Consider the following 23919-nt stretch of genomic DNA (forward strand, 5'->3'; position numbering starts at 1 on the left):
GAAGCACCCACGCCGGACCCCCTCACCCTCATCTCTCTCTTGTCAGCCGCCCCCCTTCACGACACCGCGAGCAGCGCGCTCCCCGACGGCTTCGTCCAGCGCCTGCGCGGCATCCACCTCCAGATGGTCGAGGCCGTCCTCGGCGGTGACGGGCTGGACCGCGTCGCCCGCCTGGCCGCCGACGCCGCCGGCGCCCCCGTCGCGATCGTCATCCCGCGCCTCGGCGCCGTGGCCGTCGGGCACGCCAACGCCGCCCACCCGGTCCCGACCGAGGACGAGCAGGGCGCGCTGCGCCGCTACGTCGCCGATCGCGTGAAGGACCGGCCCAGCCCCGTCCCGCCCGGCCTCGTCAGCGAGGTCCCGATCGCGTCCGGCGACGAGGTCGTCGGCGCCGTGATCCTGCTGACCGGAGGGACCCCCGGTCCCGAGGCCGGCGAGTACCTGCACCTGGCCGCCGTCGCCTCGCTGACCGAGGTCGCGATCGAGGAGGCCAAGGAGGAGGTCGAGCAGAACCTGCGCGGCTCGTTCCTCGAGGACCTGCGCTCGCGGCCGGACCTCGAGCCGCGGGAGATCGTCCGCCGCGCCGGCCGCCTCGGCTGCGACCTGTCGCGCGGCGCGGTCGTGCTCTGCGCCGAGCTCACCACCGACCGCCCGCGGCACGTCGTCGCGCTGATCGGCGGCGAGTACCCCGGCGCGCTCGCGCAGCACATGGACGACCGCGTCTACGCGATCCTGCCGGCGACCGGCGGGGACGACGCGCCCGAGGCGACGCTCGAGCGCGGCCGCCGCCTGGCCGAGCGCCTGCGCCAGCACGGCACCGTCGGCCTCTCGAGCTTCTACGCCGACCCCGCCGAGTTCTCGCGCGCGGTCCAGGAGGCCGAGCTCGTCCTCGACGTCCTGCGCCAGAGCGACGCCCCGATCGCGCAGGACATCGGGACCGGGACCTACCGGCTCCTGTTCCGCGTGCTGGCCTCCCACCCGGAGGAGGTGCGGTCGTTCTACGAGGACACCGTGGCCCCGATCGTCCGCTACGACGACCAGTACCGGACCGACCTCGTGGGCACGCTCGAGTCCTACCTGGAGCAGAACTGCAACATGAACGCCACCGCGGCGGCGATCTACGCGCACCGCCACACGGTCGCCTACCGGCTCGAGCGCGTGAAGGAGCTCACGCAGCTGGACCCGATGCTCAGCGAGGACCGCGAGCGCCTCGGCCTCGGGCTGAAGGCCTACCGCATCATCGCCCCGCGGCTGCCGAAGTAGCTGCGCAGCCGCTCGCGCTGCGCGCTCGGGTTCGGCGTGCTCTCGGCGCGTGGACGTGCACCGCGGCGGGCGGGCTGTGCGACGATCGGCCGGCTAGCCCACCACTGCAGGAGCGGACGATGGCGCGATGGAACCAGGCCTTTCGGGGCGGACTGAAGGCCGAGCGGTCGGCACGGACCCGGATCACGGAGCTGGGCCAGCGCGACCCGCGGGCGTGGGCCTACCTCGCGTGCGAGGACGACGAGGAGAGCTGCGACGTCTGCCGGGGCGCGGCCAAGGAGCTGAGCCACGTCCCGCTCCGTGACCCGCGGCTGATGATCCTGCTGCGTGGCCACCCCGACTGCACCAGTGCCGAGGGCTGCCGCTGCTCGATCATCGCCGTCGCGGGCGACGAGCCGGGCCCGCCGCCACGCCGTTAGGCGCGGCGGTCAGCTGTCGCCGCGGATGACCTCGCCGGTCTCGGGATCGACGCTGGCCTGGGCCGGCTCCCGGCTGATGTTCACGGTGAAGCTGCCGCCGGCCTTGCTGCCGTCGGCCGGCGTCGCCTTGCCGTCGAGCCCGGGGGAGACCTTGTAGCTGAGCTTCTGCATCCCGGCCTGGATCGCCGTGACCTTCCAGGTGAACGTCTTCGACTGGCCGGGCTCGACCTTGCCGAGCGCCCAGGTGTTGACGAACGCCGTCTCGCCGCCCTCCGGGCCTGCGTCGACGATCCACACCGGACGTGAGGGATCCGCGAGGCCGGGCTGGGTGCTCTTCTTGGCGAACGAGTTCACGGTGACAGCCACGTTGGGCAGCGCCTTGGAGTCCGTGTTCTTGACCTGGATCCGGAGCTCGGTGGGCTCGGCCAGGCTCTGCTTGGCCGGGAACTCCGCCTGCGCCACCTCGAGCGCGAAGCTGCCGCTCGGCTCGTTGGCGTCCTGGCGCTCACCGCCGCCGCAGCCGACGGCGAACGCGGCGAGCGGCAGCAGGCACGCGATGGTTGTCCCTCTCATGACTCTCATCCCGGGCGCGAACCTACCAGGAGCGTCGCCGGCCCGTGACGCGTCGGGCCGCGGGGAGCGCCCCTGGACGAATGATCTACTTGTTCCTGGCGTGTTGCCCGGCACCGGGGACGGCCGGTCTCCCCCTTAAGAGGCACGCATGTACCGCTTAGGTTTTGCAGCGACCTGACGCGTGACATATGGTGTGCCCCGAGGAGCAGTCACCGATGTGGGTGGTGCACGAGAGAGCAGGGTCCCTGAGGAGGGGTGTCGTTGGTCAAGTCCGTCGCCGATCGAGCGTTTCTGCCTACGAAGGGCGTGCTCGAAGAGGTCGGGGACATGATGATCCTGACGGGGAAGACCATCGTGTCTGCCCTGCGTCCGCCGTACCCGTACGGCGGTGAGTTCGTCTCCCAGTTCCTGTTCGCGCTGCGCCTTTGCTGGTTCCCGCTGCTCGTGTCGACGGTCGCGTTCGGCTACGGCGCGCCCGGGCTGCAGGCGGCGAACTTCCTCGTGCTGTTCGGTGCGCTCGACCGGCTGGGCGGGTTCTTCGTGCTCGCGTCGATCCGAGAGTTCGCACCGTTCGTGGTGGCGATCGTGCTGGCCGGCGTGGCCGGGACGGCGATCACCGCGGACCTCGGTGCCCGCAAGATCCGCGAGGAGCTCGACGCCCTCCAGGTCCTCGGCGTGGACCCCGTCAAGAACCTCGTCGTGCCACGTTTCCTGGCGCTGATGGTCGTCACCGGCCTGTTCGACGTCTACGCGCTGCTGTTCGGCATCTTCGGCGGGATCCTCGCCACGCTGGTCAACGGTGCCCCGCTCGGCCCGTTCTGGGCGACGTTCTTCACGAACGCGTCGGTGACCGACCTCTGGGGCTCGCTCGTGAAGTGCACCTTGTTCGGGGCGATCATCGCGATCGTCTGTTGTTACAAGGGCATGACTGCGTCCGGTGGTGCCGCGGGGGTGGGCCGTGCGGTCAACCAGGCCGTCGTGATCGCGTTCCTCGGCGTCTTCGCGTTCAACTACGTCTTCACGCAGACGCTGCTCGCAACCCATCCTGAGATCACGGTGATCAAGTAGTGGGGTGGCTCGCGGTACCCAAGGACTGGCTCGGCTCCTTCGGGGAGATCGCCAAGTTCTGCGGGAAGATCATGGGCCAGGTCTACGGCCTGCGCGTCTTCCGGTTCTTCGGCGAGGCGCTGCGGCAGTGCGGCATCCTGATCCTCTCCAGCACCCTGGTGATCTGGGGGCTGGTCTTCATCATCGGCCTGCAGTGCGGCATCGAGGGCGCGTACTTCAACCGCTCCGTCGGCGCCCCCGCCTACGCCGGCGTCTTCGCCGCGTGGTGCGACCTGCGCGAGCTCGTCCCCTACGCGTTCGGGTACATGATGGCCGCGAAGGTCGGCACCGGCATCGTCGCCGAGCTCGGCTCGATGCGGATCAGCGACGAGATCGACGCCCTGGAAGTGATGGGCATCAACTCCGTCGTCTTCCTCTGCGCCACCCGCCTGCTGGCCGCGTGGCTGGTGCTGCCGTTCATGTACATCGCCGCGATCGGCGCCGGCTTCTTCGCCAGCTACCTGGCGGTGGTGCAGCAGATCGGCGAGGTCTCCTCCGGGGGGTTCTTCCTGATCTTCTGGATGTTCCAGAACCCGCCGGACCTGTTGTTCAGCGTGATCAAGGCCATGGTCATGGCCACCGGGATCGTGCTTGTCGGCTGCTACTACGGCTACAACGCCAGTGGCGGCCCCGTCGGAGTGGGCACCGCAACCGCGAAGTCCATGGTCCTGAACATCGTGTTCGTACATCTGGTAGGGATGCTCGGAACACAGCTCTTCTGGGGAGCGAATCCCCGCGCCCCAATCGGAGGATGAAATGCCACGTATTCCGCGTGTAGGCCGAGGCAACAAGAACAAGGACGAGGCCGCAGAGCCCGTCAAGCCGTGGTCCACTGCGACGCCGCCCGGGTCCGAGCCGCGGTCCGAGAGCCCCGCTCAGCCTGATCCGAACGAGGCGACCTCGCGGCCCGCGCCGTCGATCTTCAACGACGAGCCCGCGAGCGAGGAGCCCACGATCGTGCACCCGGTCGGGCCGAGCACCCCCCGCCCCGAGCCCGTCGCGGCCGCTCCCGAGCCCGCGGCAGCGCCGACCTGGGACGAGGAGCCCGCGTGGGAGGAGCCCGCTGCGGCCGAGCCCGAGGAGAAGTCCAAGCGCGAGCCGATCGTCGCCCCCGGCTTCGCGGTGATGAGCAAGGGCAAGGACAAGGACCAGGAGGCCAAGAGCCCGCGCGTCTCCGTCGTGAACGAGCAGCCCCCGCCGTCCGGGGACGAGTACGAGTGGCACACCGGCCTGGTGCGCCCGCACGGCATGCCGGACGCGGTCGAGTTCATCGACGTGCACAAGGCCTTCGGCCGCAACAAGATCCTGCGTGGCCTGAACATGGGCCTGCCCGAGGGCAAGATCTCGATGATCCTCGGCCCGTCGGGTACGGGTAAGTCGGTCTGCATCAAGCACATGGTCGGCCTGCTGTATCCCGATCAGGGCGATGTGTTGGTGCACGGTGAGTCGGTGCCGAACATGCCCGACGACGATCTGTTCGAGATGCGCAAGAAGTTCGGCGTGCTGTTCCAGGACGGTGCGCTGTTCGGGTCGATGAACGTGTTCGACAACGTCGCGTTCCCGCTGCGCCAGCACACCGACAAGGCGGAGGAGGAGATCATCGCCACCGTCACGTCGCGGCTTGACGAGGTCGGTCTCGGGTTCGCGGGGGACAAGTTCCCCAACGAGCTGTCGGGCGGGATGCGCAAGCGCGCGGGGTTCGCCCGCGCCCTCGTGCTGGATCCGGACATCGTCCTCTTCGACGAGCCCGACTCGGGTCTTGACCCGGTCCGCACGGCACTGCTGGGCGAGCTGATCCAGGAGATCCACGAGGAGGTCATGGAGCAGCGTCAGGCCAACGGCGGCCCGCTGCCGGCGTTCACGCTGATCACGCACGACATCATGACCGCGCGCCGTGTGGCCGAGCACATCTCGGTACTGTGGAAGGGCCGCATCGTGGAGTCCGGCCCGGCGGAGGAGCTGTTCAACTCCGACAACGCGTTCGTTCGGCAGTTCCTCTCCGGGGAGTCGCAGGGCCCGCTCGGCATGGAGTAGCCGCCCTCGCGGCGACACACCCGCGGCGGGGGGCAGGGCCTTCGCCGCGGTGCAGGACCAGCTGCACCCGGCGTCACCGGGCGGCAGGTCGTCAGGATGACGACCTAAAGTTCAGCTTAACCGCACGCCAACGTTCATCCGGCACACTCCGCACGGTCGCGGCACGCCGACCCCACCTTGACCTTCCCCACCCTCTTCACAGCTCACGACCGACTGCCTAAGGCGGTCCGATGACTCCTGTCCGCCTGTTCGCCGGTGGCGCGCTCGTGCTGGCCGTGGTCGTCGTCGGCGTCCTGATGCTCAGCGGCGGCGGCATCACCCGCTACGACCTGACGTTCCCGAACGCCGGTCAGCTGGTCACGGGGGACGACGTCCAGATCGGCGGTCGCCGGGTGGGCAACGTCAAGGAGATCACGCTCACGGACGACAACCAGGCGAAGATCGAGATCGAGCTGGAGGACGACTTCGCCCCGCTGCACCGGGGGACCACCGCGATCGTGCGCGCCACGTCGCTTTCCGGGATCGCGAACCGCTACATCGCGCTGACGCCGGGTCCCGACAACGCCCCGGTGCTCGCGGACGGCGCGACGCTCGAGGCGGGGGCCACCACCGCACCGGTCGACCTCGACCAGCTGTTCAACACGCTCGACAAGCCGACGCGCAAGGCGCTCGACGACGTCATCCAGGGCTCGGCGGTCTGGTACGACGGCGCCGGCAAGGACGCCAACAAGGGCTCGCGGTACTTCAGCCCGGCCCTCTCGACGTCCTCACGGCTGCTGAACGAGCTGACGTCCGACCAGCAGGCGTTCACCGACTTCGTCGTGAGCTCCTCGAAGGTCGTCACGGCGCTCGCCGCGCGGCGCGCCACGCTGACCAGCCTCGTCACGAACGCGAACGCGACCACAAGCGCCGTCGCCTCCGAGAACACCGGCCTCGACCAGTCGCTCGCGGTGCTGCCCAGCACGCTGCGGCGAGCCAACACCACGTTCGCGGGCCTGCGGGCGACGCTCGACGACCTCGACCCGCTGGTCGCGGAGTCCAAGCCCGCCACGAAGGACCTCGCGCCCTTCTTCCGCCGGCTGCGGCCGCTGGTCGCCGAGGCGCGGCCCACGATCAGCGACCTGCGCCAGGTGATCCGCCGGCCGGGCGCGAACAACGACCTGCTCGAGCTGCTGCGCAAGGCGCCGCGGCTGCAGCGCATCGCACAGCCGACGTTCAGGAACAGCATCGCCGCGCTCCAGAGGAGCACGCCCGTCCTGTCGTTCATCCGGCCGTACACGCCGGACCTCGTCGGCTGGCTGCGGGACTTCGGGCAGACGACGGCCAACTACGACGCCAACGGCCACTACGCGCGGATCCAGCCGATCTTCAACGCGTTCAACGTGAACAACCAGGTCCTCGTGCCCAAGGGCGACGCGGCCCGGGCGCTCGGCTCGGTCACGAACCAGTTCCAGCGCTGCCCCGACGCGGCGAGCCAGACCCCGGCCGACCAGACCACGCCGTTCCGCGACGCGGACGGCAAGCTGGACTGCGACCCGACCCAGGTGCTCCCCGGCCCATGAGGCGCATCCTCGCCATCGCGTGCGTCGCCGCGGCGGCCGTCGCGCTGCTCACCCTCGGTACGGGGGCGGGCGACTCCTCCGACGGCTACAAGGTCCGCGCGATCTTCCACAACGCCTTCTCCGTGATCCCGGGCGAGGACGTGAAGATCGCCGGCGTCAAGGTCGGCAAGATCTCGAAGCTCGACATCACGCAGGACCAGAAGGCCGTGGTCGTGCTGGACATCACCGAGCCCGGGTTCCAGGACTTCCGCAGGGACGCGGAGTGCACGATCCGCCCGCAGTCGCTGATCGGCGAGAAGTTCGTCGAGTGCACGCCCACGCAGCCGCGGGTCACCGGTGCCGCGGAGTCCCCGAAGCTCACGCCGATCCCCTCCGGCGAAGGCGAGGGCGAGTACCTGCTCCCGGCCAGCCAGAACTCCCGCCCGGTCGACATCGACCTGGTCGGGAACATCACCCGCCTGCCGTACCGCCAGCGCCTGGCGATCATCATCAACGAGTTCGGGACCGGTCTCGCCGGACGCGGCAACGATCTGCAGCAGGTCATCCGCAGCGCCGACCCGGGACTGCGTCAGACCGACCGCGTCCTGAAGATCCTCGCCTCGCAGGACCAGGTCCTGGCCGACCTCGCCCGCGACTCCGACATCGCGCTGGCCCCCATCGCCCGCGAGCGCGACAAGGTCGCCGACTTCGTGACGCAGGCCGCCGACGTCGCGGAGGCGACCGCCGAGCGCCGTCCCGACCTCGAGAAGAACATCCAGCGCCTGCCGTCGCTGCTGCGCGAGCTGCGCCCCACGATGGTCCGCCTCGGCGGCCTCGCGGACCAGGCGCAACCGGTGCTCAGCGACCTGCGGACCGAGGCGCCCAGCATCAACCGCCTGATCACGCAGCTGGGTCCGTTCTCGCGGTCGGCGACGACGTCGCTGGTGTCCCTGGGCGATGCCTCCGTCCCGGGCCGCGAGGCGCTCGTCAGGAGCCGCGGGATCGTGAACGACCTGCGGACGTTCGCGGCTACGAGCAAGCCGCTGTCGAAGGACCTCAAGGAGCTGACCGAGAGCATCCGCGACACCGGCGGCATCGAGCGCTTCCTGGACTACGTCTTCTACCAAGTGGCCGCCATCAACGGCTTCGACGCCAACGGCCACTATCTGCGTGCGCAGCTGCTCGTGAACATCTGCTCGCTCTACGCCGTCAAGCCGGACGCCTCGTGCGCGTCGAAGTTCGCGCCGCCCGAGAGCTCGCAGCGCAGCGCGCGGGCCGCGCTGGACAGCAGCCGGACCGAAGGCCGCACCCCGGCCCTGGCCCGTAGCGAGGCGGTCCTGCGCGGGATGAGCCCCGAGGAGGCGCTCGGGAAGACCCCCGTCGCGGACACGGCGAACGCCGGCTCCGGCGGGGAGACCGCGGCCGATGCGCCCGCGCTGGCCCTGCCCTCGCAGGTGCTGCCCGGCGGCGGCGACGAGCCGGCCGCGCCCGCGCCGAACCCCAGCCCCGCCGCGAACGGCAGCGCGTCCGACGCGCCCGCCCGCACCCCGTCCCAGAACGCCACGGCGGCGCTCCTGGACTACCTGCTCGGGGGCGGGCCATGAGGCGCCGCAGCAGCTCCTCCATCGCGGCCAACCCCGTGCTCATCGGCGCGGCGACGGTCCTCGTCATCACGGTGGCGGTCTTCCTCGCGTACAACGCGAACAGCGGCCTGCCGTTCGTCCCGACCTACTCGCTCAAGGCCGACGTCCCGAACGCGGCGAACCTCGTGCGCGGCAACGAGGTCCGGGTCGGCGGCGCGCGGGTCGGCGTGGTCGAGACGATCGAGCCGGTCAACCACGCCGACGGCTCCGTGACGGCACGGCTCGGACTGAAGCTCGACACCACGATCAAGCCGCTCCCGAAGGACTCGACGATCCTGATCCGGTCGAAGTCGGCCCTCGGGCTGAAGTACGTCGAGATCACGAAGGGCACGTCGGCCGAGAGCTACGCGGACGGCGGCACCGTCGCGCTCGGGCAGTCGCGCCCGGAGCAGGTGGAGTTCGACGAGGTGCTATCGACCTTCGACCAGCCGACCCGCGAGGCCGCGCGGTCGAACCTGAACGAGTTCGGCAACGCGCTCACCGGTCGCGGCGCCTCGCTCGGACGCGCCCTCGAGAGCCTGAACCCGGCGCTGCGCAACCTCGCCCCCGTGATGCGCAACCTCGCGCTGCCGCAGACCCGGCTCGCCCGGCTCTTCCAGGCGCTCGGGCGGATCTCCGCCGAGACCGCGCCGGTCGCCGAGACGCAGGCGTCGCTGTTCGTGAACCTCGACACGACCTTCCGTGCGCTCGCGAAGGTCGCCCGCCCGTTCATCCAGGACGCGATCACCGCGGGCGTCCCCGCGCAGGACGCCGCGATCGCGGGCCTGCCGGTGCAGCGGCCGTTCCTGCAGAACAGCGAGCGGCTGTTCGCCGAGCTGCGGCCCGGCGTCCGCGCGCTGCGCACCGCCGCCCCGATCCTGACCGACGCCTTCGTCGTCGGCACCGGCACGCTGCGGCGCTCCGTCGCGCTGAACCGGCGGCTGAAGCCGACGTTCCAGGCGCTGCAGCGCTTCGCGACCGACCCGCTCGTCGCGCTCGGCGTCGACGACCTGTCGAACACCGCGCGGATCCTGGCCCCGCCGGTCGCCTACCTCAAGCCGGCGCAGACGGTCTGCAACTACGTCTCGCTGTGGTTCCGCAACGTCTCGAGCCTGCTGTCCGTGGGCGACCGGAACGGCACCGGCCAGCGCTTCATCATCATCGCCACGCCGCAGGGCCCGAACGGCGAGGGCGCGTTCTCGAGCGCACCGGCCGACGGCCCGACGATGGACAACTACCTGCACGCCAACAGCTACCCGAACGTGGGCTCGCCCGGCCAGACGCAGGAGTGCGAGGCCGCGAACGAGCCGTACGCGGCGGGCAAGCAGGTCATCGGCAACGTCCCGGGCAACCAGGGCACGTCCACCGAGAAGACGACGATCGACCGGAGCCGCTGATGAGCTCCGCCGCCCAGCCGACCCGCCGTCAGACGGCCAAGCGCCGCCGCCGTGAACGCGGCGGGTTCAGCCCCGTCGCCGTCGGGGCGATCGTGCTCGTCATCGCCGTGATCGGCACCTACCTCGGCTTCACGAAGGACATCCCGTTCACGCAGGGCTACCGCGTCAAGGCGGTCTTCGCGCAGGCCAACTCGATCCGCCTGAACTCGCCGGTGCGCATCGCCGGCGTGAACGTCGGCAAGGTCAAGCAGGTCGAGCGCCAGCCCGGGACGACGGCCGCGATCGTGACGCTCGAGCTGCAGGACAAGGGCCTTCCGCTGCACGAGGACGCGACGCTGAAGATCCGGCCGCGGATCTTCCTTGAGGGCAACTTCTTCGTCGACCTCAAGCCCGGCACCCCGGGGTCGCCGACCATCTCCTCCGGGGACACGATCCCGCTGACGCAGACCGCCACGCCGGTCCAGCTCGACCAGGTGCTGACGGCGCTCCAGGCCGACTCGCGCGACGATCTGCAGGCCGCGCTGAAGGGCTTCGGCGACGGGCTCACCGTCAAGCCGACCCCCGCCGAGGACGCCGTCCAGGACCCGGCGGTCAGCGGCGAGACGGCGGCGCAGTCGCTGAACGACGCGCTGCGCACGGGCGGCGACGCGCTGAAGAACCTGTCGATCGTCAACCAGGCCACGCTCGGGCAGCGGCCCGACGATCTCTCGCGGCTGATCAAGGGCCTCGGGACAGTGGCGACGGCGCTCGACCGCGACGAGAGCGCGCTGCAGGGCTTCGTCACGAACTTCAACACCACGGTCACGGCGTTCGCGTCCGAGTCGGGCTCGCTGCGGTCGACCATCCGGCAGCTCGCGCCGACGCTGCGCACCACCAACAGTGCGCTCACCAGCCTGAACGCCGCGTTCCCGAACACCCGCGCGTTCGCCCGGGAGATCCGTCCCGGCGTCCGCGAGACCCCTGCGACGATCAAGGCCGCGTTCCCCTGGATCGCCACCACGCGCGGGCTGCTGAAGCAGTCCGAGCTGCGCGGCCTGGCCCAGGACCTGCGCCCGACGACGGCGAACCTCTCGCGGGTCGTCGACACCACCATCGGGCTGCTGCCGCAGCTGGACCTTGTCGCCCAGTGCGCGACGAAGGTCATCCTGCCGACCGGCGACATCCGCATCAACGACGGCTCGCTGTCGGTCCCGGCCGAGAACTACAAGGAGTTCTGGTACGCGATGGTCGGCCTCGCGGGCGAGGCCGCGAACTTCGACGGCAACGGCCCGTACGTGCGCTTCGCGGTCGGCGGCGGCGACCAGACGATCTCCACCGGGAAGGTCGGCGGCGCGCTCGGCGACGCGTTCTTCGGGAAGGCGTCGACGAAGCCGATCGGCACGCGGCCGGCGTTCCCCGGCGCGCGCCCGCCGTACAACCCGGACGCCCCGTGCAAGGACCAGTCCATCCCGGACCTGGACTCCGCGAAGGTCGGCCCCGCGGACGGCGGCGGCTCGACGCAGGCGGCGACATCGGCGATCGCGCGTGAGGCGGCGGCGCGTGCGTCCACGGGCTCCGCGTCCGGGTCGGGGTCCACGACGTCCGCCGGCGCGACGGCCCCCAAGCCGCGGGCCGGCAGCGGCGCGTCGCTCGCGACCGAGATCGCCGCGCGCCTGAACCCCTTCCGCCAGGCCACGACCGCGAAGGCGAAGCCGTGAAGCGCGCCATCCGCGAGTACGCCCCGTACTTCGGCGCGATCCTGGGCCTGGCCCTGATCGCGACCGTGGTCGGCGGCTACATCCTGGCCCACCAGCGCTTCTACCTCCCGAGCTGGGTGCCGATCGGCGGCTCGGACTTCGTCGACTACAAGGCGACGCTCCCGACCGCGCAGTCCATCACTCCGGGCCAGGGGCAGACCGTGAACATCGCGGGCGTCCCGGTGGGGGAGATCTCCAAGGTCGACCTGGTCGACGGCCGCGCCGTCGTCACGATGAAGATCCGCAAGAAGTACACGCCCGTGTACAACGACGCGACGGTCCTCGTCCGGCCGAAGACCGGCCTCAACGACATGATCCTGCAGCTGTCGCCGGGCACCCGCACCAGCGGCGAGCTCGCCCACGACGGCAAGGCCTCGATCCCCGTCTCGCAGACGCTCGAGAACGTCAACCTCGACGAGCTGCTCGCGTCGCTGGACGGCGACACCCGGCAGTTCCTGCAGCTGCTCGTCGGCGGGGCGGGCGAGGGCCTGCGCGGGCAGGGCCGGCAGCTGTCGGCGACGCTGAAGCGTTTCGAGCCCACCAGCCGCGACGTCCTGAAGATCACGCGCAAGCTCGCGACCCGCCGCAAGAGCATCTCGCGGGTCGTGCACAACTTCCGGCTGCTGTCGGAGTCGCTGGCCGGCAAGGACCGTGACCTGACGCGCCTGATCGGTGCCTCGAACGAGGTCTTCGCCGGGTTCGCCGCCCAGGACTCGCGCCTGCGCGGGGCCCTGCGCGAGCTGCCGCCGACCCTCCAGGCGACCACCGTCGGCCTGGGCAAGACGGACAGGCTCGCCAAGACGCTCGGCCCGACGCTCGGCCAGCTGCGGCCCGCGGCGCGCGCCCTGGGGCCGGCGCTGAAGGCGACGCGCCCGTTCCTGACGAAGACCGAGCCGGTCATCCGCACGCAGCTGCGCCCGTTCGCCCGCGACGCGCGGCCGACGATCCGCGCGCTGCGCCCGGCGGCCCGCGACCTGGCGGCGGTCACTCCGAACCTCACGGCGTCGTTCAAGGTCGTCAACTACCTGCTGAACGAGCTCGCCTACGACAAGGCCGGCGACAACCACGAGAGCTACCTCTTCTGGCTCTCCTGGGCCAACCACCTCGGCAACACCGTGTTCGGCAACGGCGACGCCCACGGCGTGACCCGCCGCGGCCTGCTCGTCGTCAGCTGCGCCGGCCTGTCGACGCTCGACCAGCTGAAGAAGGTCAACGACCAGCTCGGGCTGCTGGTCGGCCTCCTGAACCCCGTCCAGTCCTCGGCGGTCTGCCCCCAGACCAGCCAGCCGGGCAACGGAGCCACCAAGTAGATGAACAAGCAGCCGCCGACAGTCGGACGCGTGATGGTGATGGTCGGCTTTGCGCTGTCCTGCTTCGGCCTGCTCCTGTTCCTGTGGGTCACCTTCGGCGGCGCCGTCCCGCTGCAGCCGAAGGGCTACCGCTTCCAGACGTCGTTCGGCGAGGCCACGCAGCTGGCCAAGGAGGCCGACGTCCGCGTGTCCGGCGTCTCGGTCGGCAAGGTCAAGACCATCGAGCCGGACAAGACCAACGGCCGGGCACGGACGCTGATCGAGATCAAGCCTCGCTACGCGCCGATCGCCAAGGACACCCGGGCGATCCTGCGACAGAAGACGCTGCTCGGCGAGACCTACGTCGAGCTGACGCCGGGCGACGGCGCGAAGGCGGGCTGGGTCGCCGACGGCGGGACGCTCCCCGACGGCCAGATCGCGCCGACCGTCGAGCTCGACGAGATCTTCCGGGCGTTCGACCCGAAGACGCGCGCCGCGTTCCAGAGCTGGATGGAGCAGCTCGCGATCGGGACGAAGGGCCGCGGCCGCGACATCAACGAGGCCCTCGGCAACCTCGCGCCGTTCGCCGACGACGCCAACACCCTGCTCGAGCTCCTGGACACCCAGAGCGCCGCCGTCCGGCGCCTGGTGCGCAACACCGGGACCGTGGTCGGCGCGCTGTCCGAGCGCGAGGGCCAGCTGTCGTCGCTCATCACGACGTCCAACGCGGTCTTCGGGACGACGGCCAGGCGCAACCGGGAGCTGCAGGACACGTTCGTCGCGCTGCCGACGTTCGCGAAGGAGGCGAAGGCGACGATCGAGCGCCTGACCACCTTCGCTCGGGAGACGAACCCGCTGATCACCCAGCTGCGACCCGCCGCGCGGGAGATCTCCCCGACCCTGATCGACACGTCCGCCCTGGCGCCGGACCTGAAGGCGCTCTTCCGCGACATCGACCCGCTCATCACGACGTCGAAGACCGGGCTGCCCGCGACCGAGAAGTTCCTCGACCAGCTGCGCCCGGTCTTGGGCGAGCTCGACCCGACCCTCCGCCAGCTGAACCCGATCCTCGGCTTCCTCGGGCTCTACAAGGACGAGCTGAACTCGTTCTTCGCCAACACCGTGGCCGCCACGCAGGCGACGAACCAGGCGCCCGGCGAGGCCAAGCCCGTCCACTACCTGCGCACGACGAACCCGATCAACCTCGAGAACCTCGCGGTCTACGCCAACCGCCTCGGCAGCAACCGGACCAACGCGTTCGCGCTGCCCGGCATGTTCCGCAAGCTCAAGGACGGCCTGGAGACGTACGAGGACCGCCAGTGTGGCCGCGGCACGCTGCCGAGCCTGGGGCCCGTCAGCGCGATCGCGAACCTGCTCGGTGGCGCGTCGCTCGCCAAGCAGCTCGAGACGGTGGTCGGGGGTGTCGGGGCAGGCGTGACCACGCCGGCGCCGAAGTGCATCAAGCAGGGCAAGTTCACCGTGAACGGAAAGACCTCGACGTTCCCGCAGGTCACCGCCAGCGGCGGCGCCGTGGCGCGGACGGCACGCGGCCGCGGGAAGTGACCGGCCGCCGGGCCGGGCCGGGCGCCGCTGCCGCGGCGCGTCGGGCGTCCGGACTAGGCTCTGTCCCGTGCTGACCCGCGTCCTCGGCGCCATCATGTCCCTGGCGGCGCATCGGCCCCGCCAGGTCGCCGGCATCGTGATGGTGCTCGCCCTGGCCGGGACGGTCGCGGCGCTGGGCCTACGCCCGACGTCCGCGGACGACACGTTCATCTCGCGGTCGAGCCCGATCTTCAAGGCCTCGCAGGCCTACCACGAGCGCTTCGGCGAGGACGCGGTCTACGTCCTCATCAGGGAGAAGGTCAGCGACCTCGCGCTCACGAACGACCTGCAGGTCGTCATCGGCCTCGAGGGCTGCCTGGCCGGCAACGCCCCCGCCAAGGCGAAGATCCCCGGGGGCGCGAAGGGACCGTGTGGCCGTCTGCGCCGGACGAAGCCCGCGAAGGTCGTCTTCGGCCCGGGGACGTTCGTCAACACCGCGGTCGGCGGGATCCAGGACCAGGTGCAGCAGCAGCTGCAGACCGCGACCGCGCAGGGGCAGGCGGCCGGCGAGCAGGCGCGCAAGGCGGCGGCGGCGAAGGGCTTCTCCGCCGCCGACCAGGAGAAGGTCGCGAAGCAGGCATCCGAGACCGTGGTCGGCCAGTTCTACGCGGAGGCGCTGAAGCTCGCCTCCGACTACGGCCTCGACCCCACGCAGCTGAACGGGCCGGCGCTGATCGCCAAGCTCGTCTTCGACGACACCAAGCCGGCGGGCACCCCGAAGGCGCGCTTCGCGTACATCTTCCCGACGAAGGACTCCGCGCTCATCCAGGTCCGGATGAAGCCGGGCCTCAGCGAGCAGCAGCGCAAGACCGCGATCGCCGACATCCGCGCGGCGGTCCGGATGTCCGAATGGAAGCTGGCGGGCGGCGGCGGCAGCTACGTCGTCACGGGTGCTCCCGTGATCGTGAGCGACCTGACCACCTCGATCACCCGCTCGATCGAGCTGCTGCTGATCGCCGCGCTGCTGGTGATGGCGCTCACGCTGCTGGTCGTCTACAAGGCGCGGCTGCGGCTCGCGCCGCTCCTGGTCGCGCTCGCTGCCACGGGCATCACGTTCGGCCTGCTGCGGGTCAGCGGCGCGCGCCTGACGATGGCGTCGATCGCGGTCCTGCCCGTCCTGATCGGCCTCGCCGTCGACTACGCCATCCAGCTGCAGTCGCGCCTGCAGGAGGAGCTGGACGCCGCGGGCGACCGCGACCTGCCCGCCGCCGTCGGCCGTGTCGTGAAGACGGGTGCGCCGACCGTGACCACCGCGGCCATCGCCACGGCGGCCGGCTTCCTGGTGCTGCTGCTGAGCCCGGTGCCGATGGTCCGCGGGTTCGGCGGGCTGCTGGTCGCCGGCATCGCCGTCGCGCTCCTCTGCGCCCTGACCCTCGGGACGGCGCTGCAGGCCCTGCTTCCGCCGCCCCCCGCGGTGAGCACCCGCAAGCCGGGCGCCGTGGGTCCGCTGCGCGCCTCCTGGAACGGCGCGCGGGACATCCTGACCGGCAACCCGCTCACGCGCCTGGCCCGCCGCACCGGCGGCGCCGTCGGCCGCCTGGTCCGCCGCAGCGGCGCGGGCGCCGTCGGGCTCGCGATGCGCCGGCCGCGCCGCGTCCTCGGCGTCGCCGCGGCGATCGCGATCCTGGGGTGGGGGCTGGACACGGCGGCCACCGTCGAGTCGGACGTGCAGAAGCTCGTGCCACAGGACCTGCCCGCACTGCGCGACCTGAACCAGCTGGAGAAGTCCACCGGCGTCGGCGGGGAGATCGACGTCCTCGCCACGAGCGACCGCCTGACGGACCCGGAGGTGCTCCAGTGGATGGCCGACTACCAGCAGCGCCTCGTGAAGGCCTACGGCTACACAAGCGACCGCGGCTGCGGCAAGGCGCAGCTGTGCCCGGCGTTCTCGCTGCCCGACCTGTTCCGCTCCGGCCTGAAGGGTCAGACGCGCGAGAGCGTCGAGACCCTGCTGGACGCGGTCCCCGCCTACTTCTCGCAGGGCGTGCTGACCGCCGACCGCAAGACCGCCACGCTCGCCTTCGGCATCAAGCTGATGTCCCTCGAGCGCCAGCAGCAGGTGATCGACCGGATGCGCAAGGAGCTCGACCCGCCGGCCGGCGTGAAGGTCCAGCTGGCCGGCCTCCCGGTCCTGGCCGCGCAGGCGAACGCCGACGTCTCCTCGCCGTGGCGGCGGGTGGTGGCGCTGATCGCCGGTCTGCTGATGGTCGCGCTCGTGCTGCTCGTCGCGCTCCGCTCCGCGCGACGCGCGCTGGTGCCGCTCATCCCGATCGCGCTGGCGACGGGATGGTCCGCCCTGCTCCTGTCGCTGTCCGGGATCCCGCTGAACCCGATGTCCGTGACCCTCGGCGCGCTCGTGATCGCGATCTCGACGGAGTTCAGCGTCCTGCTCGCCGAGCGCTACCGCTCCGAGCGCATCCGCGGCCTCGGCGTGGAAGCCGCGCTGCGCCGCGCGTACGCGTCCACGGGCGCCGCCGTCCTTGCGTCCGGCATCACGGCGATCGCGGGCTTCGCGGTCCTCGTCCTGTCCGACATCCGCATGCTGCGCGACTTCGGCGCCGTGACCGTGATCGACCTGACGGTGTCGCTGCTCGGGGTTCTCGTCGTGCTGCCTGCCGTGCTGGTGCTGACCGAGCGCCGCGCCGCGCGGTCGTCTGCGCCGGGTCGCGACGCGCCACCGCCGGCGACGCGACGCCGCCCGCGCGCAGAGCGCGTCGCCGACCAGGTCGCCGCCGGGTGAGCCCCGACGGCCCGGACACCCCGCCGCCCGAGGACGACGGCCCGCTCGGGTTCGGCGGCGACGCCACGCCGAAGGACCGCTACGCCCACCGCCGGGATCCCGACCTGGCGGCCTACGGCATCGGCCCGGACGCGTCCGGCGACCGGCCGCCGCCGGCGCGCCTGCCGGTCGGCACGAGCCGCTACACCTGGTTCGTCGGGGTGGTCGCGGTCCTCGTCATCGCCTACGTCTCGGTGAACTCGATCACGACGAAGGGCCCGGGGTCGCGGGGCATCGTCGTGGGGATCACCGCGCCGCCGTTCGCCGCGCCGCTCGCGACCGGCGACCTGGACGGCGACGTCAACGTGGCCCGCGAGGCTGAGCAGGAGGACGCCGGCCGCGTCCCCGCCTGCTCGATCCACCGCGAGGGCGTGCTGAACATCTGCGACCTCTACGCGGAGAAGCCGGTCGTGCTGGCGTTCTTCGCGACGCGCGGTGACCCGTGCTCCAAGCAGCTCGACACGATCGAGCGCATCGCGCGCACGCGCGACGACGTCACGTTCGCCGGCATCGCGATCAAGTCCGGCCAGGACAAGGTGCGGGGCATCGTCCGCGACCGCGGCTGGACGTTCCCGGTCGCCTACGACCGCGACGGCGTTCTGTCGACCCTCTACAACGTCGTCATCTGCCCGGAGATGACGTTCATCGCCAAGGGCGGGCGCGTCGTCGGGACGAGCTTCGGCGACAAGAGCGCGGCCGACCTCAAGCCGCGGCTCGACGCCCTCGCCGCGGGTCGGCCGCTCCCCGACGAGACGTGAGCGCCGAAGGACTCGCCCAGGGGCTCGGTCGGCGAGGGCCACATGGCTGACGACCCGGTCGTCGAGGAGGGCTGGGTCGATCATGCGGTCGCCGCCGAGTTCCCCGGGCTGCGGCTGCGCTGGATGGACCGTCCGGCCCCGGCCTCGCGCGGGCGTGCGTCACCCGAAGGGCTCCGGATGCAGCTGCGGCGGCTCTCGGGACGCTTCAGCGGTGCCAAGGCGGTGGCACTCCGGCGGGAGCCGATCCCGCACGCCTACCGCGTCTTCTTCCGGTCGATCGGGCTGGACCCCGACACGACGCGCACCCCGATCGAGGCGCTCGCGCTCGACCGCCTGTTCGACGGCGGCTTCGTCTCGCGCGGGCACCTGGAGGACGCGCTGGCCGTCGCGCTGATCGAGACCTGCGTGGGGTTGTGGGCCGTCGACGCGGGCCGGCTGGACGGGCCGCTCGGCATCCGGCTCGCGCGTGACGGCGAACGGCTCGGGACGGGGGAGCACGCCGACGAGCTGCCGGGCGGGCGGCTCGTCGTGGCGGACGCCGGGGCGCCGGTCGCCGTGCTCTTCGGGGACGTCGCAGCGCGCATGCGGCCGTCAGCATCCACACGGACCCTGCGCGTGTTCGCGCTCCAGGTGACCGGGGTGCCCGAGATCTACGTCGAGGAGGCTTTGTGGCTATGCGCCGAGGCGTTGGACGGGACCTGATCACCGCGTTACCCTCGAACGTGGAGAGAGAGGTGATGACGGTCCTTTACCACGAGACGACACAGCAGCCCACGGTCGACGTTCCCGGTGGTCCCGCCCTTCCCGGGCGCGTACCCGTCGCTCCGGCCGGCCCCGACGAGCGCGCTGCCCGCGCGGCGTTGCGCGGCCAGATCGCCCGCCTGGAACGCGACCTGGCCGACACCCTGATCGAGGCCTTCGGCCGCGACCGGTTCGCCGTCGACGTCGCGGCGCGGGTCCGCGGACCGCGGCTCCTGGACCTCGGGGAGCTCGAGCTCATCCGCGACGACCTCGCCGCCCGCCTGCACGGGGCGCGGGTCACGGTCGCCCAGCGCGGGGCGGAGTACGCCGAGCGGCGTGCCCTGCTCGAGCGGATGCTGCGCGAGCCCGAGCGCCACAAGTACGTGCGGGTCACGCTGAAGGAGCTCGGCGAGCCCGGGTGCGGCGTGTACCAGGTCCGGCCACGGGTCGGGATCATCGGCATGCTCGCCGGCTGGTGGCACGTCAAGCTCAGCAGCGGCTGTCCGTTAGCCACCGGCTGACGCCGCGCGCGTCAGCCATCCGGCCGCACCGCACACCCGTGGGCGCCAACCCGCCCGCGGGCGCCCCGCCGCGCCTTGGGCCTGCGTAGGATCAGCGGCCATGGGCAAGCGCAGTCGCAAGCGGAGCTCGGCTCCGTCCGCCGGCGGGGCACCGCGCCGTCCGTCCGCCTCCGGCTCCGGCGGCGCGCCGGCCAAGCCCCAGTGGAAGGCCGGCTCCACGGGCTCGGGCGCGAAGCCGCGCCGTCCCGCGGCGCCCGGCGCGGCGGGTAGCGGCGGCCCGCACGCGAAGCCGGTGGCCCGCCGGGCGCGGCGGGACGAGGCGCCGCCGGCGCCGTGGTCGCCGTTCCCGCTCGTGGAGCTCTGCATCCTGATCGGGCTGATCCTGATCATCGTCGCGTTCGTCGTCGGCGGGGACATCCTGATCCCGCTGCTGCTGATCGGGTTCGCGCTGATCGCGGTCTCGGCGGTCGAACTCGCGATCCGCGAGCACTTCGCCGGCTACCGCTCCCATACGACGCTGCTGTCCGGCGCGACCGTCTTCGTCCCGATGGTGCCGGTGTACCTGATCGCAGGCGCGAACCAGCAGCTGATCCTCGGGGTCGGCGCGATCACCTTCGCCCTCACCTTCTTCGTGCTGCGCGGGGCGTTCGCCCGCCGGGCCGGGGGCCTCGGCTTCCGCGCGTAGCCGGGCTCCGCACCGCGTGCGACCGGACGCTCGCGCGCCTGGCTCTGGGAAGATGCCTGCCATGCCCGACGTGCCCCCCTCGTCCGACGCCCCGCGGCGCATGCGCCTGACCGGCCTGCACCATGTGACGCTCATCAGCTCCGACCTGGAGGCCACCACGTCCTTCTACCGCGAGACCCTCGGCCTCGCCGTCGAGCGCGACGAGCGCAACCCGGACGATCCCGGCGCGAGGCACGTGTGGTTCGGCGACGGCCACGGCACGCCGGGCACGCTCGTGACCTTCCTCGAGTACCCGCAGCTGCCGGACGGGACGGTCGGCCGCGGCAGCACGCACCACCTCGCGTTCGGCGTCGGCAGCGGCGAGGAGCAGGTCGCGTGGCGCGACTGGCTGCGCTCGCGCGGGACGGAGTGCACCGACGTCATGGAGCGCGGGGGCCTGCGCTCGATCTACTTCCGCGACCCCGACGGCCACATGCTCGAGATCACGACCAACGCCTGATCGAGCGGGTCGGCCCGGCCTGGCCCGGCCTGCGACGGGTCACGGGCGGGCGACGTGCGCCACGCCCGCGACCGTCGCGGCAGGTACAGCGTCCTGACGTCAGACCGCGACGGCCACCGGCTCGCGGCGGCGCCGCGTCGCGCCGGCGGTAGCCGGTGAGGGCATCGCCGTGAGCATGCGGGCGACCGCCTTGCGCTGACGGTCGGTCATCGAGCCCACGGGCTTGTTCTCCGACATCGGGACAGACTGCAGAAACCGGCGGCAGCGGGTGAGGCCCCAGCGACGCTGACTCATGAGGAGGTCCAGGACCGGCATGGTCTCGGTCTCCCACGGCGCGCTGAGGATCACGTCCGCCACGCTGATCTCACCATCGGACACGCGCTTCTTGAGGTCGGCTCGTGCGAGCCGGACCTCGTTTGCCCGTGCCAGCGCGCGCAAATGCTGCGGCGCGCGGGTGATCGTCGCGTCTGCGTTCATGCGTCCTCCTGGCGTCCGCGGGGATGGCGGACACCACGTTCGTCAGTGGTCAGATTCCTGCGGGTACGGCAGCGTCGTCGGGAAGGCAGGGAAACCCGGTGAGGCACGAGTCAGGTGCCGGCTCGACGTGCCTCCGCGGCACGTCCATCCGGTCACTCACTCCGATCCCTGCGTCCGACGAACGCTTCGAGGACCGTACGCGAGGGGCCGCTCCCCGGTCAACGTGTGAAGTCCCGTAACACGCGCTCAGAGCGGGAAAATCGTCCCCGTCCCGTCGATCCGTCCAACCTGATATCGGCCTCTATAACCCAGATTGGCGTACATCGAAAATATGGTTGCCGGTCAGTGCGAGCCCGGGCCGGGGAGAGGACCGTGCTCCGCCTCGAACGCGGTCTTCACGGACGCGAACACCGCGAGCGCCTCGTCGAGCACGGCGGTGTCGTGCGTGGCCATCACGCTGGTCCGCAGGAGCGCCCCGCCCGGGGGCACCGCGGGGTGGAGGGCGGTGTTCACGAACACGCCCCCGTCGTACAGCGCCTTCCACAGCAGAGCGGCCTTCCAGTCGTCGCCGACCAGCACCGGGACGATGGGGGTGACGATCGTGCCGTCCACGACGCCGGGTGCGGTGACGTCGTCGCCGACGTCCTGCGGCGCGACGACCGCGTAGCCCAGCGCCTCCAGGCCGTCACGGAGGTAGCGCGCGTTGTCGAGCACCTGCTGCAGCAACGGCGGCCCGTCCGGCGACCGCATGACCCGCAGGGCGGCGAGCGCCGCACCCACGGCGGCCGGGACGGCGCTGGCGGTGAACAGGAACGCGCGGGAGGAGATGCGCAAATACTCGACGACCTCATGGCTGCCGGCGATGAACCCGCCGCAGGAGGCCAGCGACTTGGAGAACGTCCCCATCCGCAGGTCGACGCGGTCCTCGACCCCGTAGAGCTCGCTGGCGCCGGCGCCCCGTGCGCCCAGCACTCCGGCGCCGTGGGCCTCGTCGACCATCAGCCGGGCGCCGTAGCGCTCCGCCAGTTCGCAGATCTGGGGCAGCGGGGCGATGTCGCCCTCCATCGAGAACACGCCGTCCACCACCACGAGCACGCCGCCGCCGTCCGTCTGCGCCCGCTGGAGCGCCTTCTCGAGCTTGTCGAGGCGGTTGTGGCGGAACGGGCGCAGCTTGGCGCGGGACAGCAGGCAGCCGTCGAGAATCGACGCGTGGTCGCCCGAATCCGCGACGACGGTGTCCCCGACCGTGAGGATCGTGCCGAGCGTCCCGACGTTCGCCTGGTGGCCGGTCGTGAAGATGATCGCGTCCTCGGTGCCCATCCACTCGGCGATCTCGCGCTCGAGGTCGAGGTGCAGCGGGATCGTCCCGTTCAGCAGGCGCGAACCCGTGAGGCCCGTGCCGTACTGCTCGAGGGCGTCGCGGGCACCCTGCATGACGCGCTCGTCGCCTGTGAGGCCGAGGTAGTTGTTGGACCCGAGCATGATGCGACGGGCGCCCTCCATCTGCACGACGGGGAGGGCGGGAGAGGTCAGGGTGTGGAAGTACGGCAGGACGTCCGCTTCCCGGGCGGCGGCGAGGATCGCGGCGCGCTCATGGCCGCGGACCTTCGCAAAGACATCGGGCGTGGTGGGGACGGCGTCTGTGGGCGGCATGTGGGAATCTCCGGCTGTGAGTGTCGACGTCCGCCCGGTCACCGGCGGCGGGGACCTGAAGGCGTTCATCGACCTTCCGTTCCGGCTGCATGCTAACCACCCCCTCTGGGTGCCCCCGCTGAAGCTCGAGCGGCGGATCTTCCTCAACCGGCGGCTGAACGCGTTCTTCGCGCACGGGGACGCCGAGTACTTCCTGGCGCGCCGCGGCGGCCAGGTCGTCGGGCGCATCACCGCGCACATCAACCACGCGTACAACGAGCACCACGGCCGCGCGCACGGCAGCTTCGGCTTCCTCGAGTTCGAGGACGATCCCGCGGTGCTGCAGGCGCTGCTCGGCGCTGCCCACGCGTGGCTGCAGGCGCGCGGCATGGAGCGCATGGTCGGCCCCATGGACTTCGTCATGAACGACGAGTGCGGGATCCTGATCGAGGGCTTCGACCTGCGGCCGATGGTCCGCCAGCCGTGGCAGCCGACCTACTACCAGGAGCGCATGGAGGAGGCCGGCATGGTCAAAGCCATGGACCTCCTGATGTGGAACCTCGAGGTCGCCGACCGGGCGAAGATGCTGCCGATCCTGTTCGAGCTCGCCGACCAGGTGGAGCCCAAGCACGGCATCAGGCTGCGCAAGATGACCCGGCGCAGCCTGCGCAAGGACCTCGACGTCTTCGGCGAGATCTACAACGAGGCGTGGAAGCGCAACTGGGACTTCGTCCCGTACGGCAAGAAGGACCTCGACGCCTACGGGCAGGAGTTGCAGCTGGTCTTCGACAGCGACTGGATGATGGTCGCCGAGCGGACCGACACCGGCGAGGCCGTCGCCAGCGCCATGACGTTCCCGGACGCGAACCAGTTCCTGGCGAAGATGAACGGCAGGATCCTGCCGTTCGGCTGGTACCACTTCCTGCGTAAGAAGAAGTACATGGACCGCGTGCGCGTCGGCTGGCTGGGGGTCAAGCCGGAGTACCAGCACACGGGGGTCGCGGCGAAGCTCTACGTCGAGCACTTCGACATGGCGGCGGTAACCAAGTTCAAGGGCGGCGAGATGGGCTGGATCCTGGAGACGAACAAGGCCATGAACCGCGGGATGGAGGCCATGGGGGGGCGGGTGGTGAAGCGGTATCGGATGTATGAGCGGGTGTTCGGGGAGTAGGTCTTTCTGTGGCGGGTGGCGGGCGGCCGGTCATGGCCCTCCGCGGCTGGGGCGCCGGGGCATCGATGTAAGG

At 71.4% G+C, this 23919-nt stretch carries 21 protein-coding genes; 18 read left to right on the plus strand and 3 right to left on the minus strand.

Annotation, left to right across the window (positions count from 1 at the left end; all coding sequences use genetic code 11):
* Nucleotides 1-39 precede the first annotated feature (39 nt).
* Both DSM112329_RS07515 and DSM112329_RS07520 read left to right on the plus strand, forming a co-directional pair.
* On the plus strand, nucleotides 40-1263 hold the full coding sequence (locus DSM112329_RS07515; RefSeq protein ID WP_354701191.1) for a helix-turn-helix domain-containing protein: 1224 nt from the start codon (nucleotides 40-42) through the stop codon (nucleotides 1261-1263).
* Nucleotides 1264-1382: 119 nt separating this feature from the next.
* Complete coding sequence (locus DSM112329_RS07520) at nucleotides 1383-1682, plus strand: hypothetical protein (protein ID WP_354701192.1); 300 nt, start codon at nucleotides 1383-1385, stop codon at nucleotides 1680-1682.
* Between the two features lie 9 nt (nucleotides 1683-1691).
* Here the strand turns inward: DSM112329_RS07520 and DSM112329_RS07525 are convergent, their stop codons facing one another.
* Nucleotides 1692-2255: a hypothetical protein gene (locus DSM112329_RS07525; protein ID WP_354701193.1), complete on the minus strand. Its 564-nt coding sequence runs from the start codon at nucleotides 2253-2255 to the stop codon at nucleotides 1692-1694.
* Nucleotides 2256-2582: 327 nt separating this feature from the next.
* On the opposite strand from DSM112329_RS07525, the gene DSM112329_RS07530 reads away from it, so the two are divergent.
* The 15 genes from DSM112329_RS07530 (at nucleotide 2583) to DSM112329_RS07600 (ending at nucleotide 20566) form a co-directional block, all read left to right on the plus strand.
* Nucleotides 2583-3323, plus strand: a complete 741-nt coding sequence (locus tag DSM112329_RS07530) for an ABC transporter permease (protein WP_354701194.1) — start codon at nucleotides 2583-2585, stop codon at nucleotides 3321-3323.
* Nucleotides 3323-4117 carry an ABC transporter permease gene (locus tag DSM112329_RS07535; protein WP_354701195.1) on the plus strand — a complete coding sequence of 265 codons (795 nt, stop codon included), beginning with the start codon at nucleotides 3323-3325 and terminating at the stop codon, nucleotides 4115-4117. Before DSM112329_RS07530 ends, DSM112329_RS07535 begins: the two co-directional genes overlap by 1 nt.
* A 1-nt stretch (nucleotide 4118) precedes the next feature.
* Nucleotides 4119-5396: an ATP-binding cassette domain-containing protein gene (locus tag DSM112329_RS07540; RefSeq protein ID WP_354701196.1), complete on the plus strand. Its 1278-nt coding sequence runs from the start codon at nucleotides 4119-4121 to the stop codon at nucleotides 5394-5396.
* A 230-nt stretch (nucleotides 5397-5626) separates the two neighbouring features.
* Complete coding sequence (locus tag DSM112329_RS07545) at nucleotides 5627-6958, plus strand: MlaD family protein (protein WP_354701197.1); 1332 nt, start codon at nucleotides 5627-5629, stop codon at nucleotides 6956-6958.
* Complete coding sequence (locus DSM112329_RS07550) at nucleotides 6955-8541, plus strand: MlaD family protein (protein WP_354701198.1); 1587 nt, start codon at nucleotides 6955-6957, stop codon at nucleotides 8539-8541. Before DSM112329_RS07545 ends, DSM112329_RS07550 begins: the two co-directional genes overlap by 4 nt.
* Entirely contained in the window at nucleotides 8538-9956 is a 1419-nt protein-coding gene (locus tag DSM112329_RS07555) for an MlaD family protein (RefSeq protein ID WP_354701199.1), read from the plus strand. The genes DSM112329_RS07550 and DSM112329_RS07555 overlap by 4 nt, the downstream gene beginning before the upstream one ends.
* Nucleotides 9956-11653 carry an MlaD family protein gene (locus tag DSM112329_RS07560; RefSeq protein ID WP_354701200.1) on the plus strand — a complete coding sequence of 566 codons (1698 nt, stop codon included), beginning with the start codon at nucleotides 9956-9958 and terminating at the stop codon, nucleotides 11651-11653. Before DSM112329_RS07555 ends, DSM112329_RS07560 begins: the two co-directional genes overlap by 1 nt.
* Nucleotides 11650-13002 carry an MlaD family protein gene (locus DSM112329_RS07565; protein ID WP_354701201.1) on the plus strand — a complete coding sequence of 451 codons (1353 nt, stop codon included), beginning with the start codon at nucleotides 11650-11652 and terminating at the stop codon, nucleotides 13000-13002. Before DSM112329_RS07560 ends, DSM112329_RS07565 begins: the two co-directional genes overlap by 4 nt.
* Nucleotides 13003-14544: an MlaD family protein gene (locus tag DSM112329_RS07570; protein WP_354701202.1), complete on the plus strand. Its 1542-nt coding sequence runs from the start codon at nucleotides 13003-13005 to the stop codon at nucleotides 14542-14544. It abuts the gene before it with no gap.
* Between the two features lie 67 nt (nucleotides 14545-14611).
* Nucleotides 14612-17323, plus strand: a complete 2712-nt coding sequence (locus DSM112329_RS07575; protein WP_354701203.1) for an MMPL family transporter — start codon at nucleotides 14612-14614, stop codon at nucleotides 17321-17323.
* Nucleotides 17320-18120 (plus strand): TlpA disulfide reductase family protein, encoded by an 801-nt coding sequence (locus DSM112329_RS07580; protein WP_354701204.1) that lies wholly within the window; start codon nucleotides 17320-17322, stop codon nucleotides 18118-18120. Before DSM112329_RS07575 ends, DSM112329_RS07580 begins: the two co-directional genes overlap by 4 nt.
* Before the next feature lie 42 nt (nucleotides 18121-18162).
* Complete coding sequence (locus tag DSM112329_RS07585; protein ID WP_354701205.1) at nucleotides 18163-18822, plus strand: hypothetical protein; 660 nt, start codon at nucleotides 18163-18165, stop codon at nucleotides 18820-18822.
* Between the two features lie 35 nt (nucleotides 18823-18857).
* The gene (locus DSM112329_RS07590) at nucleotides 18858-19382 is read left to right on the plus strand and encodes a hypothetical protein (RefSeq protein WP_354701206.1); all 525 of its coding nucleotides are present in this window, start codon (nucleotides 18858-18860) and stop codon (nucleotides 19380-19382) included.
* A gap of 100 nt (nucleotides 19383-19482) precedes the next feature.
* A complete protein-coding gene (locus DSM112329_RS07595) occupies nucleotides 19483-20067 on the plus strand; it encodes a hypothetical protein (protein ID WP_354701207.1) in 585 nt (194 codons plus the stop codon).
* Between the two features lie 61 nt (nucleotides 20068-20128).
* Nucleotides 20129-20566 (plus strand): VOC family protein, encoded by a 438-nt coding sequence (locus DSM112329_RS07600; protein ID WP_354701208.1) that lies wholly within the window; start codon nucleotides 20129-20131, stop codon nucleotides 20564-20566.
* Nucleotides 20567-20665: 99 nt separating this feature from the next.
* Here DSM112329_RS07600 and DSM112329_RS07605 read toward each other — a convergent pair whose 3' ends face one another.
* Nucleotides 20666-21043, minus strand: a complete 378-nt coding sequence (locus tag DSM112329_RS07605) for a hypothetical protein (RefSeq protein WP_354701209.1) — start codon at nucleotides 21041-21043, stop codon at nucleotides 20666-20668.
* A gap of 342 nt (nucleotides 21044-21385) precedes the next feature.
* Nucleotides 21386-22696 (minus strand): aminotransferase class I/II-fold pyridoxal phosphate-dependent enzyme, encoded by a 1311-nt coding sequence (locus DSM112329_RS07610; RefSeq protein ID WP_354701210.1) that lies wholly within the window; start codon nucleotides 22694-22696, stop codon nucleotides 21386-21388.
* A 16-nt stretch (nucleotides 22697-22712) separates the two neighbouring features.
* On the opposite strand from DSM112329_RS07610, the gene DSM112329_RS07615 reads away from it, so the two are divergent.
* Nucleotides 22713-23846 carry a hypothetical protein gene (locus DSM112329_RS07615; protein WP_354701211.1) on the plus strand — a complete coding sequence of 378 codons (1134 nt, stop codon included), beginning with the start codon at nucleotides 22713-22715 and terminating at the stop codon, nucleotides 23844-23846.
* The last annotated feature ends 73 nt before the right edge of the window (nucleotides 23847-23919 follow it).

The sequence above is a fragment of the Paraconexibacter sp. AEG42_29 genome (assembly GCF_040581415.1).
Classification (GTDB): domain Bacteria; phylum Actinomycetota; class Thermoleophilia; order Solirubrobacterales; family Solirubrobacteraceae; genus Paraconexibacter.